Below are 13,834 nucleotides of genomic sequence, written 5' to 3'. Positions count from 1 at the left end.
TCGGTAAGCAATGACAACCCGTATTCGGAGTCCTTGTTCAGGACCCTGAAGTACCGCCCGGCCATGCCCGTCAAACCGTTTGAAAACCTGTTTCAAGCGCGCCGCTGAGTGACCGAGTTGGTGCACTGGTACAACGACGAACACAGGCACAGCGCCATCGGCTTCGTGACGCCAAACCAGCGCCACGCCCAACAAGACAAGGACTTGCTTGCTGGGCGTGCTGCGGTCTACGAGATGGCCCGCAAGGCTCACCCACAGCGCTGGTCAAAACAGTGCCGCAATTGGAGCCGTGTGGATCAGGTACACCTCAATCCCGACACGTATGAACCCAAGGAGGCTGAACCTCTAAAAAAAGCAGCCTGACTCACCACCTTCATGCGACAACTACCTTGACAGCCGCCGGTTTTGTTTGTTGCGCTTGGCATCGGCTTTGAGGGCTTGCTCCAACTCGTCAGTAAAGACGCCCAGTTTGCTAAAACCCTTGGCCCGAACGTACTTCGGTTCTTTAACGTCCTCTGGCGTTTGGAGCCATTTTTGCAGAGTGTTGCGCGACAGCCCCGTGCGCTTTGCTATTGCGCGCACCGACATCTTGTCGCGCACATGCATGCGCCGTATCTTGCCTAACATTTCCATGGTGATCACCTTTTTGCTCCTGCGTAAAAATAAGGCAGAGCTGGTAAAACACCTGGCTCAGTTTTGTGTCGGCACAGCCTCTGTAAGTGGCTCAGTTTTCGGTCGGCGGCAACAATCAAGCGCCAAATCAAAAATCGCTGCTGGGGTTGCAACAACAGCGAAGGGCGGCTCTCGCAGCAAGACATCCGCAACTACAAAAGGAGAAACGTCACCAGAACCTTTACCTGACCTAGACTTATCCACAGCCTCTCGAGCAGGGCTTTAAACTGCAATTGGTGGGGTCAACTTTAGATGAAAAAGGGGGGTCAACTTTGGATGGAAATCAACAGATCGGTGCCTGGAAGGCTGTTCTGGAAGGTTGGGGTGTGGAAGGGCGTTACGCTGCAAACGCAGAGGAGGCTATAGGGCACCTGAACGCCGACTTCACACCGGACGCAATCTTCTCCGACCAACGTTTGCGCTCGGGTGAAAGTGGATTCGATGTCTTGCGGGCGCTGCTTGACCGCTGTCCGACGGCAAGCGGTGCAATGGTGAGTGTCGAAATCGACTCTCCCGAGCTTGGGGAGGCGCGGGACGAAGGTTATCTGGTACTGCGCAAGCCGCTGAACTCCGATCAGCTCCGAGCGATCCTCGCTACATGGGCGGCGACATGATCGGCGAGATTGCGCTGGCTATCGAGATGGGCGTCGATGCGGTCGACATCGGAAAAACTATCGATCTGCACCTTACGCTGGGCGAGAGTATCGACATGGCGGTGGAGATAGTCCATGGCAGTCTCGGATGTGCCGCCGCAAAGGAAGTGCAGACGGACTGCTGAGACTGCTACAAATTCAGTAACTGCCGGCACAGATTTCGTGAGGGCTGCGTGGCGTTTTTTCGCCTGGTTGAACTACTTTTACTTCTACTTCTACTTCTACTTCTGCTGCAGCTCCAGTTTCGCCGACTGAATCGCGCCAAATTTAATGTTCGCCCTTTCTGGGGGCCCTCATTTCAAACAAGGTGGCCAGCTCGGGCATCCCGTAGCCCTTGGTGGAACATAAACCACATGGATCCATGAGGGTGCATGGCCCGCCAGGACGACCTCATTTTGGTTGATCAGGTTGAGCGCGGTGCCCACAACGGCGGACACGCGCGATGCGTTCACGACGACATGTCTTGATGAGGCGGTTTTGACGAGATGATTCATCCGATGACTTCAAAAGAGGGCGGTCTGAACGTCACGGTGTGTGCCCGAGACGGCAGATATTGTCCCCCAATGCCTGGCGCAGCGGATGAACGGATGAGGCACTCCGTGCTCAGTGAACCGAGTCCACCGGGCCAAAGGCTGTATCGCCAGATGTTCCCAAACGGTTACACCGGCTCTCAAGAAAAATTTCTTTTTTCCGATGTAACAAACTGGACGCGCCTTCGACTATCCAAGGTGTGCCGATGTTCCGGCTTACCCGCTCAGAGAGTATTCCTGTGAGCGTATTTGTCAACCACTTGCAGGAGTCACTCATGGAAAACACCATCGGTCGCCGTACAGCCACACGTCACGCATCGGGCGCCGCGCTGGCCTTGGCCATGGGCGCTGCACTCACGCTGGCAGATGCGCCCGTTGCCGCGCAGGGCGCGGACAAAGAGAAATGCTTCGGAGTCGCGCTCAAGGGAAAGAACGATTGCGCCGCCGGCCCCGGCACCACCTGCGCAGGCACCTCCAAGGTCGATTACCAAGGCAACGCCTGGTCGCTGGTTGCCGAGGGCAGCTGCGAGAAAGCCGCATCACCCAAATCGGCCACCGGCTTTGGCCAGCTCAAAGAATTTAAAGAAAAAGTCTGATACCCACAAAATCCCAGATGCAAGCGTAGCCCCCACACCGAAGACCCCACAATGAGCCTTCACCCCGCTTTTGCCCCGGTCTGGCCGGCTACGGCTGCACCATGGCCCGCGCGCCAGCCGTTGCCGCACCGGGCTGGGTTGGGCCTGAAGCCCGAACACTTTGACCACGTTCACGCACGCCAGCCAGACGTGGGGTTCTTTGAAGTGCATGCCGAAAACTATCTGGTGGACGGCGGTCCCCTGCACCACCACCTCACCCGCATTCGCGAGAACTATCCGCTGAGCATGCATGGCGTGGGCCTCTCCATCGGGGGTGAAGAGCCTCTCGATACCGTACATCTGGACGCGTTGACCCAACTGGTGGACCGCTACCAGCCAGCCCTTTTTTCCGAACACCTGGCCTGGTCCAGCCACGGCGGCGTGTTCTTCAACGACCTGCTGCCCTTACCCTACAACCTGCCTACGCTTCAGCGAGTGTGTGACCACATCGATCAGGTGCAAAGCCGCCTGGGTCGCAGCCTGCTGATAGAGAATCCTTCCACCTATGTCGAGTTCGCCAGCTCGACCTGGAGTGAGGGCGACTTTTTACGCGAGGTGATTCACCGCAGCGGCTGTGGCCTGCTGCTGGACGTCAACAACGTCTACGTCTCCAGCATCAACCACGGACGCGACCCCCAGCGCAGCCTGTGTGAACTGCCTTGCCACGCTGCGAGCGAGGTCCACTTGGCGGGCTTCGCGGAAGACTTGGACTCGGCGGGCGACCGCCTGCTGATCGACACGCATGGCGCCCCGGTGGCCGCAGCGGTCTGGGCGCTCTACGACACCGCGCTGGCGATCACGGGGCCCCTGCCCACCCTGATCGAGCGCGACAACGACCTGCCCGCGTTCGAAGTGCTGCGCCAGGAAGCTCGTCTGGCCGAGCGGCACCTGTCGACCGTCGCGTCCGCCGCCGCCCACGCCAGGCCTTGCCCGCGCACCAAGACAACCCGCTGCGCCACGTCGCAGGAGCGTGTGGCATGAGCACGCAACATATTTGGGCACAGGCCCTGCTGGACCCGGCGCGCGCCGTGCCGAGCGGCCTCACCACCTGGAACCACAGCGACCCCGCCAGGCGCTTGGCGGTCCACCGCAACAACGTCGTTGTCTCGCTGGTGGACGCGCTGGCCCAGACCTTCCCGGTGACCCAGCAGCTGGTGGGCGAAGACTTCTTTCGCGCGATGGTGCAGGTCTTCGTGCGGGCCCACCCACCGCGTACCCGGATGCTGGCCCAGTACGGCGACGCGTTGCCGGGCTTCATCGCACAGTTCTCGCACGCAGCCGGCCTGCCCTACCTGGCCGACGTGGCGCAACTCGAAACACTGCGCCTGCAGGCCTTGCACGCCGCCGATGCAACGCCCATGGACCCTGCCGCCATCGCCACCCTGCTGCAAGACGCGGAAGCACTGCCCAGCCTGCGCTGGCAACTGGCCCCCAGCCTGCACCTGCTGCGCTCGCCGCACGCGGCGGTGTCGGTCTGGGCCGCGCACCATGCCGACAGCGACATCCCGCTCGAACAGGTCGATCTGGCACAGGCGGAATCGGCCCTGGTCTTCCGCAGCAGGCTGGACGTGATGGTCTTGCAGGCCGACACCGGCATGGCCACCCTGGTCGAACACTTCCTGGACCACGCCGCGCTGGGCGAGGCGATCAACCACGCCTTACGCGCCGACTCGGCCTTCGATCTCTCGCAGGCGTTGGCGCTATTGATCCGGCACGAACTGCTGGTGAGCGCACAAGCTGCATGAAAGCGTTCACTGAAGCGCTGCCCCTTCCCCGACCACCACAACCCAGGAGACCCCCCATGAACACACTCACCTCATCCGGCAACGCGGCCACGGGCGGATTGGTTTCGCGTCTGACCGCGCTGATCCAGTCCGTCCACGGTCTGATGGGCGAGCTGCCCAACACCCTGCTGGCCTTCATCGCCCGCTTCTCCATTGCCGCCGTGTTCTGGAAATCGGGCCAGACCAAGATCGAAGGCCTGGCTATTGATATCGTGAGCGGAACCTTTACGTTGGGCGTGCCCCGCCTGTCCGAGAACGCGGTGTTCCTGTTCAAGGAAGAGTACAAGCTCCCTGTCCTGTCGCCCGAGCTGGGCGCCGCACTGGCCGCGCTGGGCGAACACATCCTGCCCATTTTCATCCTTCTCGGACTGGCAACCCGCTTGTCAGCGCTGGGCCTGCTGGGCATGACGATGGTGATCCAGCTCTTCGTCTACCCCGGCGCCTACGCGACCCACGGCACCTGGGCCGCCGTACTGCTGTACCTGATGGCGCATGGCCCGGGCAAGCTGTCGATCGATGCCTGGATCGCGAGCCGCCAGGCCCGCTGAACGCCGCGCCGAGGAGCCTCGATCATGGGCACGTTGTCTGGCTGGTTCGGCGCCCGGCTGGCGCGCTATCTGTCGACCGATGTACACCAGCAAGGCAGCGCGCCGCCCACGCGGACCGCGCGCCTGCTGGCCACGCTGCAACCGGGTGACGTGCTGCTGGTGGAAGGGCACAGCCGCTTCAGCACCGCCATCAAGTACCTCACCCAGTCCACCTGGTCGCACGCCGCGCTCTACGTGGGCACTGAGGCCTTGCAGGGCACGGGTGCACCGGTGGGACACTGTTTTGTGGAAGCGGACGTTGTCGAAGGTGTGCGCAGCGTGGCGGCCGACCTGTTCGAGTCCTACCACACGCGCATCTGTCGCCCGATCGGCCTGACCGCGCCAGACACCGCCCTGATCGTGGGCTACGCCGTGGCGCGCCTGGGTCACCGGTACGATCTGCGCAACGTGTGGGACCTTGCCCGCTACCTGCTGCCCACGCCGCCGGTACCGCAACGCTTTCGAAGACGCATGCTGTCGCTGGGCAGCGGCGACCCGACACGCGCCATCTGCTCCACCTTGATCGCCCAGGCCTTTCAGTCCATCCGGTATCCGATCCTGCCGCGGGTGGATACCCAGAGTCGCGATGCCCCCGACTGTCCGGGCTGTATCGAAGAAATCCTTCGGGTGCGCCACCACAGCCTGTTCGCACCCCGGGACTTCGACGTGTCACCGTACTTCGACATCATCAAGCCAACGTTGCGGCAGGGGTTCGACTTTCATGGTGTCCAATGGGGCGACTTGACTTTCACAGCGGTGACCGTTCGCGTTGCCCTGACTACACAGGAATCCGATCAATGACCTTTTTTCCTTCCCTGCCCGCCGACGCCGGTGTGCGCCACATCCTGACCATCAACCCAGAGGCCGGGCGCGCACTGGTGGCGTTTCACACCGCAGCCCTTCGAAACGCCGGGCCGCTGGAGCCCGCCCACAAGGAGCTGGTCGCCGCCTATGTGTCCGGGCTGAATGCCTGCCAATATTGCTACGGCGTGCATTCGCAAACCGCGCAGGCATTCGGTCTTGGCGCCAGCGTGCTGGAGGCCTTGCTGGCTGACGTGGAGTCGGCCGATGTCGAAGAACGACTCAAACCATTGCTGCTTTACGCGCGCAAACTCACCCTGGAGCCCGCCCGCATGACGGCGCAGGATGCGCAAGCGGTCTTTGCCGCCGGATGGAGCGAGGCCGCGCTGCACGATGCCGTACTCACCATTTGTCTTTTCAATTTCATGAACCGGCTGCTCGAAGGCCATGGGGTCAAAGGCAACCCCGGCTTGTTCAACACGCGCGGGCAGGCGCTGCGCGACGAGGGCTACGAACCGCTGATGGCGTTTCTGGATGCGGCTGCGAAGCCCGGGCCGCATGCATGACGCTGGACGTGGTGTGTCTGTGTGCGGGATGGTGCGGCACCTGTCGCGACTACATGCCCCAGTTTGAGGTTTTGGCGGCAAGTCAGCCGGAATGGCGCACACATTGGGTCGATGTGGAAGATCACGAAGGCGTGCTGGACGAAGTCGACATCACGACCTTCCCCATGATTCTGATCGTGGATGCCGCTGGGTCACTGTGTTTTGCCGGGCCGGTCACGCCACAGCCGGGCATGCTACAGCGCCTGTGCCAGGCTGCGCAGCAGGGATCACTTCGGGTGACCGATGATGAGGCAGCGACCTGGCAGCCCTTGCTGCAGTCCCTGCGCCTTCGAGACGAATGGCATCATTCTCTCCCAAATTGTTGACCGGACGTAACATTCGACCATGGACGTCATGGCCTCGCTGCTCAGCAGCTTCTCCCTGCACGCCGGTGTTTTCTACACCGGCAACATCTGCGGCATTCACGATTTCGAGCACGATACCCAGCGCGGACACCTCCACCTGATCCGCAGCGGATCGGTGCTGGTGCACGGAGTGACACGGCGTCGATTCAAGGTTGTACAGCCGACATTGATGTTTCTGCCGCGCCCGGATCAGCACCGGCTGGTGGCCGACCACGGGCCCGGCGCGGACGTGGTGTGCGCCACGGTGCAGTTCGGCGGCTCGGGCATCAATCCCGTCACAGCATCGCTGCCCGATCTGGTGATGGTGCCGCTGGCGCAGTTGCCCGGTGTGGACGCCTTGCTGGACCTGATGTTTGAAGAGGCCTTTCATGAACATGCGGGCCGGCAAGGCGTTCTGGATCGCCTTTGTGAAGTGCTCATGGTCCGTCTGCTGCGCCACTGCATGGCCCATGGGCTGACACAGGGCGGCGCATTGGCGGGCCTGGCTGATGCGCGACTGGGACCCGTATTGACCGCACTGCACGAGTGCCCCCAGCGCCTATGGGATCTGCCGGGCATGGCGCAGCTGGCGGGCATGTCCCGCGCCCGCTTCGCGGTGCGCTTTCGAGAGGTCACCGGAGACACGCCGGCCGACTACTTGGCCGCATGGCGCGTGATGACAGCACAGCGCCTGCTGGCAGGCGGACTTTCGGTCAAACAAGTCGCGGACGAGGTAGGTTACGGCAGCGCGAGCGCCCTGTCGCGAGCATTCGTCAGACGGCTGGGCCTTGCACCAGGGCAGTGGATTCGGCAGCAGACGGGACAAACGCCGACCGGGGAGGTGGCCCACCCGTGACCGGGCCTGGGTGGGTGACTGCCAGGAAACGTCGGGTATCGAAATCGAGACGGCGGGTGGCTCGGCGACCGGTGTGACCACCTAGCATGAACCTGTGTCCAACGAGCACCCTGTGCGGTGATCGATGGCGCTTTTCAACAGCCAACCAGGAGTTCACTTTCATGTCTGCAGCACCGTACATCCACCAGCTCAAGCCGATCGACCACACCAGCGCCGAGGGCGCCTCGAAGGTCGCGCTGGACACCGCCCTGAAGCAAGTCGGTTTCATCCCGAACATGTACGCCAACATGGCCAACGCCCCCGCCGTGCTGAGCACCTACCTGCACGGCTACGCGCTGTTCCGCAGCGAGTCGGGCCTGACACCCACGGAGCAGGAGGTGGTCTTCCTCGCGGTCAGCCAGACCAACGGCTGCACCTACTGCACCGCAGCGCACAGCATGATCGCGGACAAGATGTCGGGCGTGCCTGCGCCTGTCCTCCAGGCCATCCGTCAACAGCAGCCCATTCCCGATGCCAAGCTGGCGGCGCTGTTTTCAACCACCACCGACATGGTGAAGTCTTTGGGTCAGCCCAGCCCCGCCACGGTGAAGGCATTTCTGGAAGCAGGCTATCAGGAGCGTGACCTGCTCTACATCGTGCTGGCCGTGTCTGTGAAAGTGCTCAGCAACTATTCCAACCACGCCTTCGCCACAAGGGTGGACGAGCGGTTCTCAGCCTACAAGGTCGACTGAGCAACCGAATCCATGAGACCCACTTTTTTTCTGCAGAGTTCTGAGCGGTTCATGGGCTGCACGGCGGCCGAGCTAGCCATCGGCGTGCCCTCGCGGCACAACGTGACCGCCCGGCCCAGCGGCTGCATGGACCTGCGCTTGCACACCTTGCGGCCCAGACACATCGCCTCGCTGGAGATACCGCAGTTACAGGTCAACTGCGCGTACAACGGGCTGGACGATGAAGCGTGTTACCGAGTCCAGAAGTGCTTCGATCTGCAGACCCAACGAGGTGGTGGCTGATGCGCACGTCGACACCACAAGGAGACACTTGAATGGACGTCCAGGCACTGGCGTTTGACACTGGCGGCACGGTCCTCGACTGGCACGGCGGCATCGGCAAGGTCTTTGCCATGGCCGGCCAGGTCCACGGTGTGGAGCGCGATTGGCACGCCGTGACCAACGATTACAGGCGCGCGGCGATGAAGGCGATCGCGGGTCAGCGCCAGCCGGCGTTCAATATGGACGACGTGCACCGGACGGAGCTTGATGGTGTGCTGGCGCAGCATGGCCTTGGAATGTTCACGGCCCAGGACCGCGAGCAGATCCATCACGCCTGGTACGGTCTGGACGCATGGCCGGACTTTGCCGACGCCCTGGGTCGCTTGAAGCGCAAGTTTCCCGTGGTCTCGTTCACCATGCTGCCGCTGGCGATGGTGGTGGCGGTCTCCAGGCGAAATGGTTTTGACTGGGACGCGGTGATCTCCTGCGAGATGATCGGCGCCTACAAACCCCAGCCCCAGGCGTACGAGCAGGCGGCCAAGTGGATAGGCCTGGCGCCCAGTCAAATCCTGATGGTGGCGTGCCACAACTTCGACCTCAATGCGGCACGCGCTAGCGGCTATCACACGGCTTTCGTACGGCGTCCGCAGGAGTGGGGCCCCGCAGGGCCACCCGATCCGCTTCCCCATGCTGACTGCACCATCGTGGTCGACGACTTCCCCTCCCTTGCCCAATACCTGGGTGCCTGACACCCTGCAGCGCACGGGGCTGCGGCTATTGCCAGAGCGCGAGCACCTGCTCAAGCGCAAAGGGGTAAAGACTTGATCAATATTCGAGTGAATATTGAACCTGGACAGCTGGAGCTGATGGTTGCCAAACCGCGTGACGCTCGATGCACCAAATTTTTATAGGGGATGTGCATGTCGGCGGTTTCAACGAACTCATCGCACTTGACAAGGCCGGGAGGCTGAATCAGCTGTTGACGAAATGAGCTCCTCCGGCTGGATAACCTTTGAGCGTTGTTCTGGAAATCGGGCTGTAACCAATCAATGCGGTCGTACGACTATGGACAGGCAGGACGTCCTTTCGTGTCTTGCTGTGAATGGACTCCTGTCCGCAATCTTGCGTAGCTGCCAGGACCTGCGATGTCGCGTCAACCCATTTCCTTTGAGACCATCATGATCACAATGTCGGAAACCTCAGACCTACCCGGTGAGCAGTTGATCGAGCGCCTTGCGCCAGCGCTGGCCGAACTCCGCCCCAAGCTTATGCGCCAGGCTCGCCTGCTTGTAGGCAACCCCAGCGTCGCGGAAGACCTGGTGCAGGAAACTCTATTGACGGTGTTCGAGCAGCATGCTCAGCACAATGGCGGTGCCAGTCTAGCCACCTGGGCCATTGCCATCCTGCGTAACAAAATATCGGACTGGTACCGTTCGCCGGAACGCAGGCGAATGACCGCGCTCGCGGTCAACCAGGATTCGGACCCGGACACGGATCCGCTTGACGAACTTTTCAATGAGCAGGGAGAACATGTGGCGCCGTTGCACGCTTGGGAGCGACCCGAACGCGAAGCTGAACAGCACCAGCTAAGAGAGGTGCTGGACGTTTGCGTCGAGCGCTTGTCGGGCCCGCAGGGCACCGCATTCATGATGCGCGAGTGGCTCGGGTTCGAGACGGCGGAAGTCGCGAATCGACTACAGATCACGCCGGAGCATTGCAGGATGCTGCTGCGCAGGGCGCGGCTCAGCCTGCGCGGCTGCCTGCAGGTTCGTTGGTTTGGAAAGGTCGGCGCATGAGTCTCATGTATTCATGCCGCAAAGTCGCTGAGCTGCTGTTGCTGGCGCAGGACGAGCCCCTGGGGATACTCCAGCAATGGCAGCTGCGCATGCACCTGACGCGCTGCAGCAACTGCCGCAACTTCGGCGAGCAGCTGCGGGAATTGCATGAACTTATGGGAGAAGAGGTTTTGCCAGGCCTTGACTCGGGGGGCAGGAGCGCTGACCGATCATGGCAATAACCCTGAGGCAAAAATTGTTGTCACGAAAGCGAGCTTGAGTCCGTCTAACTCTTTGACGGCACAAAGCGAACGGTCGTAGACGCTGTCACTGTTTGACCCATCTCAAATTTCCAAAGGACTGAACCATGAAAACCATCACACTATTCGCTATCGCTGCAACCACTCTAGTCACCTCACTGAGTGCATTGGCCGACGGCGCGACCTATAGCTACCCGCAGGCCATAACTTCCAATACCTCACGCGCTGAAGTTCGCGCAGATTTGTATGAGGCGATAGCTATCGGGGCGCTCACGAGTGGTGAGTTGTCTTACGTCGCACCGGTTACCGGAAGGCCTTTGACCAGAAACGAGGTGCGGACTGAACTGGCGGCGGCTCGCAGGAACAACGAGCTGTTTGGCGGCGAGTTCACCTACGAGGCCAAATCAAACGCTCGCTGGCAAAACGCGCCGACCGCACAGGCCGACATTGACCGTGTCGCCCAATGACCGCAGGAGACGACCTGTTGGAAATGTGCAGGTCTTTCCGTAGGATCTGCTCGCCGTATTGGCAGTCGCATGTGGCGGCTTCCAGGGACGGCGGACGCAAGCTTCCATAAAAACTCTGCTCCGAAACGGATTGAATGCGTGTATCCAGAGGGATGCAGGCTGCCCATGCTTGAAGCGATACGCCAGGTCATGAAGACAACACTGTAAGTCATCGCTCGTATTGAGCAAACGAATAAAGTTTGGAAGGTCATTTCCCATTTTTCCTTTTTTTTCAGCGAAATCATTCGGAACGATGCCCATCTTTTGGAGATTGCCATGCCCGTGGATATTCATTCCTAACGCCGTCACTTCATCACATCGACTGCTCTGGTGGCCTTGAATGCACTGGCAGCTGTCGCTTTGCCACAAATTTCCGATCCTTACGACTACGCGCTACATCTGCAACACAACGAGGGGACAAAAATGCGAAGACAGGATATTCAACTCAGAGTTCTCGCCAGAAACGGTGACATTGGCGCGCGTTTGGAGGTTGGCCGACGCTATTTGCTGGGCATCGATGGATTCCCCAAACATTCGTCAACGGGGATTGACTATCTCACCCACCCCAGTGTTTGCGACTTACCCACGGCACTCGTTCTTATTGCGGAGTGCCTGTCCCTGGACGAACTGCTGCTTTTGGGCCAGCAAGAGGCCCTTCGCAAGGCGGCGCTCGCCGGTAGTGCGTTGGCACAGTTGAAGTTCGGCACCTACCTGTTAACCCATACCGGGAAAAAATCAGAGGCTGCAGCGTACTACGCGCGCGCAGTGGACGGCGAGGCGTGTGCGGCCAAGGCTCTGGCCATCTGCGAGTCGGTCGGTGACAGCGAACGTTTACCGAGGATCCTGCGATTGCTGACGGACGACAAGAAGGAAAAAAATTATGCCATTGTTGAGTTCGCAGCGCGTGAGGCACAAGCTGCGGGGGATCTCCCTCGCCTGCGGCTCTGCGTGCATGCCGCGACTGCATTGATGTCAAAACCGACGAGCGCAATATCCGAACTCGTTGTGGCATTGGTGCAATTGGCAGAGCACGCCAACGCATCACTGCAAGGAATACCGGTTGAATTCATTCAGGCCAGTCTGGAGATGCAAAACGGGCATGGAAACCTGGATGCGACCTACACGCTTGGGCGCGCGCTGTCCGGGATCCCCTGTGGGCCCATTCCATCTTCGAGCCTTTCCGACAGCTCGAATCTTCGCAAGGGAACGGCGTTGCTGCTACGGGCAGCCGACGCCGGCCGCGACGAAGCATGGCTGCATTTGTACACGTTGAACGCCGACCATCGATGTTCTGTCGCCAATCCCCAAATGGCAAGGTTCTTCCTTGAAAAGGCTGCGGAATGTGGGCAGACGGAGGCGCAACGCAAACTTGGCGCTTTGATGCTGCGAGAATCCGGCTCGATCGTGGAGTCTGAACAAGCGATTGGTTGGCTTTACCGGTCGGCTCGTCAGGGCGATCTGCACGCAAAGCAGCTGTTGAACTCCTTGGTGCTGCCTGTGTCAGACAGCGCCAAGGAGGCCAATGTCGCTATTGAGGAACTGGATCGTTCTGATCCCTGGTTGGCTATGCGACTGCGTTTGGCCAGGCACTTCGGCCTGACCAAACTTGAAGCCCTGGCGGTGAACCCTGCGGAGGGAAAAAGGCCTTGGGGCCTGGTTGTCGGACGCAATCCCTTCATCGCACAAATTCGTTTGGCGGCTCCACGCGCCATTCCGGCATTGAGCGACGAAGCCCTGACCGACCTTGAACGTGCGGCCACGCTGTTCGGGCGACCGCGACTAAGTGGGAGCGATTCAGAGGGCGACTTGCGGCGCAGGTCGCTTAACCAGCGCAGAGCGTTTGAACGCCATCACTTGCACGAGTCCATGTTCTTCGCGACGGCGGGATCGGTCGTACTCGATTCATTTCGGGTTGGCCCGAAGTGGGCATTTCGCGCCAGGCATACCCTTCAACTTGCGCTTGCCGCATGACTGCCGCGTTGACTGCCAAGAGATTGTTCGCACGAACGTCAGCCATCGCTTCCGGCTTCTGCCCAGTGCTTCATGTCGGTGAGTGGCTGGGCTAACTCGCGAGTTGCAAATCAACATGTTGCGCGATATGCGAATGCTGATAGTCGAGGATGAGCCAGAATTTACTGAGCAGTTTCAGCGAGCTCTGGTCGATATTGGGTTTGTTGTTGACGTTGCTCGCGACGGAATTGATGCGGAACATACGGCCCTGGAGGGGCGCTACGACCTCATGCTGCTGGATGCCATGCTTCCGGGAATTGATGGTTTTGATGTGCTGCGGGCAATGCGCGAAAAGAAAGACTTCCGATTATCTTGTTGACGGCGCGCGATACGGTGGAAGACCAGGTCGAGGGGCTCAGCTTGGGCGCGGATGACTATGTGATCAAGCCGGGCGCCTTGTCGGAACTGCTGGCGCGCGTGCAGGCTTTGCTGCGCAGGGCACACGGGGGTGTAAGAACTTTTGTGTAAACGGTCAAATGGCAGGAAACTGCTGCACTTCAAATGAAATGAAGAAAATGACCGTTACGAACGAATTGATCGACAGCCTGCTGGCTGACTACAAGAAACCTGAAGACCTCATTGGTGAGAACGGCCTACTCAAGCTGTTGACCAAGAAATTGGTGGAGCGCGCCCTTCAAGCCGAGATGGCAGAACATCTGGGCCACGCCAAAAATGAGACTGTTGCCAATGTTGCTGGCAACACCCGCAACGGCAAAAGCAAGAAGACCCTCAAAGGCGACTTTGGCGAGTTGCCCATAGAAATTCCTCGCGATCGCCACGGCAGCTTTGAGCCGCAGCTCATCACCAAGCACCAGACCCGCTGG

General features: G+C 60.4%; 18 protein-coding genes and 3 pseudogenes. 19 read left to right on the top strand and 2 right to left on the bottom strand.

Going from position 1 to position 13,834, the window contains the following annotated elements:
* A pseudogene (locus ACESMT_RS20965) lies at nt 1–363 on the top strand (integrase core domain-containing protein); the annotation flags it as partial.
* A gap of 24 nt (nt 364–387) precedes the next feature.
* On the opposite strand, the pseudogene ACESMT_RS20960 reads toward ACESMT_RS20965, so the two are convergent.
* Nucleotides 388–642, bottom strand: a pseudogene (locus ACESMT_RS20960) (helix-turn-helix domain-containing protein); the annotation flags it as partial.
* Nucleotides 643–944: 302 nt separating this feature from the next.
* On the opposite strand from ACESMT_RS20960, the gene ACESMT_RS20955 reads away from it, so the two are divergent.
* From ACESMT_RS20955 to ACESMT_RS20890, 14 genes are all read left to right on the top strand, one after another.
* A complete protein-coding gene (locus ACESMT_RS20955; RefSeq protein WP_372828523.1) occupies nt 945–1,286 on the top strand; it encodes a hypothetical protein in 342 nt (113 codons plus the stop codon).
* Nucleotides 1,283–1,450 carry a hypothetical protein gene (locus ACESMT_RS20950; RefSeq protein WP_372828525.1) on the top strand — a complete coding sequence of 56 codons (168 nt, stop codon included), beginning with the start codon at nt 1,283–1,285 and terminating at the stop codon, nt 1,448–1,450. Before ACESMT_RS20955 ends, ACESMT_RS20950 begins: the two co-directional genes overlap by 4 nt.
* A gap of 680 nt (nt 1,451–2,130) precedes the next feature.
* Nucleotides 2,131–2,451: a DUF2282 domain-containing protein gene (locus ACESMT_RS20945; RefSeq protein WP_372828524.1), complete on the top strand. Its 321-nt coding sequence runs from the start codon at nt 2,131–2,133 to the stop codon at nt 2,449–2,451.
* Between the two features lie 51 nt (nt 2,452–2,502).
* Entirely contained in the window at nt 2,503–3,471 is a 969-nt protein-coding gene (locus tag ACESMT_RS20940; RefSeq protein WP_372828522.1) for a DUF692 domain-containing protein, read from the top strand.
* Nucleotides 3,468–4,235: a DUF2063 domain-containing protein gene (locus ACESMT_RS20935; RefSeq protein ID WP_372828521.1), complete on the top strand. Its 768-nt coding sequence runs from the start codon at nt 3,468–3,470 to the stop codon at nt 4,233–4,235. The genes ACESMT_RS20940 and ACESMT_RS20935 overlap by 4 nt, the downstream gene beginning before the upstream one ends.
* Before the next feature lie 56 nt (nt 4,236–4,291).
* On the top strand, nt 4,292–4,822 hold the full coding sequence (locus ACESMT_RS20930; protein ID WP_372828520.1) for a DoxX family protein: 531 nt from the start codon (nt 4,292–4,294) through the stop codon (nt 4,820–4,822).
* 24 nt (nt 4,823–4,846) lie between these two features.
* Nucleotides 4,847–5,662, top strand: a complete 816-nt coding sequence (locus ACESMT_RS20925; RefSeq protein WP_372828519.1) for a YiiX/YebB-like N1pC/P60 family cysteine hydrolase — start codon at nt 4,847–4,849, stop codon at nt 5,660–5,662.
* Nucleotides 5,659–6,228 carry a carboxymuconolactone decarboxylase family protein gene (locus tag ACESMT_RS20920; protein WP_372828518.1) on the top strand — a complete coding sequence of 190 codons (570 nt, stop codon included), beginning with the start codon at nt 5,659–5,661 and terminating at the stop codon, nt 6,226–6,228. Before ACESMT_RS20925 ends, ACESMT_RS20920 begins: the two co-directional genes overlap by 4 nt.
* On the top strand, nt 6,225–6,593 hold the full coding sequence (locus ACESMT_RS20915) for a thioredoxin family protein (RefSeq protein WP_372828517.1): 369 nt from the start codon (nt 6,225–6,227) through the stop codon (nt 6,591–6,593). Before ACESMT_RS20920 ends, ACESMT_RS20915 begins: the two co-directional genes overlap by 4 nt.
* Before the next feature lie 19 nt (nt 6,594–6,612).
* Nucleotides 6,613–7,467 (top strand): cupin domain-containing protein, encoded by an 855-nt coding sequence (locus ACESMT_RS20910; protein WP_372828516.1) that lies wholly within the window; start codon nt 6,613–6,615, stop codon nt 7,465–7,467.
* 161 nt (nt 7,468–7,628) lie between these two features.
* Nucleotides 7,629–8,198: a carboxymuconolactone decarboxylase family protein gene (locus ACESMT_RS20905; protein WP_372828515.1), complete on the top strand. Its 570-nt coding sequence runs from the start codon at nt 7,629–7,631 to the stop codon at nt 8,196–8,198.
* Between the two features lie 12 nt (nt 8,199–8,210).
* Complete coding sequence (locus ACESMT_RS20900; protein ID WP_372828514.1) at nt 8,211–8,480, top strand: hypothetical protein; 270 nt, start codon at nt 8,211–8,213, stop codon at nt 8,478–8,480.
* Nucleotides 8,481–8,512: 32 nt separating this feature from the next.
* Nucleotides 8,513–9,208 carry a haloacid dehalogenase type II gene (locus tag ACESMT_RS20895; protein WP_372828513.1) on the top strand — a complete coding sequence of 232 codons (696 nt, stop codon included), beginning with the start codon at nt 8,513–8,515 and terminating at the stop codon, nt 9,206–9,208.
* Nucleotides 9,209–9,637: 429 nt separating this feature from the next.
* Nucleotides 9,638–10,255 (top strand): sigma-70 family RNA polymerase sigma factor, encoded by a 618-nt coding sequence (locus ACESMT_RS20890; RefSeq protein WP_372828512.1) that lies wholly within the window; start codon nt 9,638–9,640, stop codon nt 10,253–10,255.
* Between the two features lie 11 nt (nt 10,256–10,266).
* On the opposite strand, the gene ACESMT_RS20885 is transcribed toward ACESMT_RS20890, so the two are convergent.
* Complete coding sequence (locus ACESMT_RS20885) at nt 10,267–10,404, bottom strand: hypothetical protein (RefSeq protein ID WP_372828511.1); 138 nt, start codon at nt 10,402–10,404, stop codon at nt 10,267–10,269.
* Nucleotides 10,405–10,601: 197 nt separating this feature from the next.
* On the opposite strand from ACESMT_RS20885, the gene ACESMT_RS20880 reads away from it, so the two are divergent.
* The 4 genes and pseudogenes from ACESMT_RS20880 to ACESMT_RS20865 all read left to right on the top strand — a co-directional run.
* Nucleotides 10,602–10,961: a DUF4148 domain-containing protein gene (locus tag ACESMT_RS20880; RefSeq protein ID WP_372828510.1), complete on the top strand. Its 360-nt coding sequence runs from the start codon at nt 10,602–10,604 to the stop codon at nt 10,959–10,961.
* A 369-nt stretch (nt 10,962–11,330) separates the two neighbouring features.
* On the top strand, nt 11,331–12,971 hold the full coding sequence (locus ACESMT_RS20875; RefSeq protein ID WP_372828509.1) for a tetratricopeptide repeat protein: 1,641 nt from the start codon (nt 11,331–11,333) through the stop codon (nt 12,969–12,971).
* 115 nt (nt 12,972–13,086) lie between these two features.
* Nucleotides 13,087–13,478: pseudogene (locus ACESMT_RS20870) on the top strand (response regulator).
* A gap of 38 nt (nt 13,479–13,516) precedes the next feature.
* On the top strand, nt 13,517–13,834 hold a 318-nt coding region (locus ACESMT_RS20865; protein WP_372828508.1), incomplete at its 3' end, for a transposase.

The sequence above is a fragment of the Polaromonas sp. genome, from assembly GCF_041689105.1.
Classification (GTDB): Bacteria; Pseudomonadota; Gammaproteobacteria; order Burkholderiales; family Burkholderiaceae_C; genus Polaromonas.
Note: the sequence above shows the minus strand (reverse complement) of the source record. Positions and strands in the feature narration are given on the sequence as shown.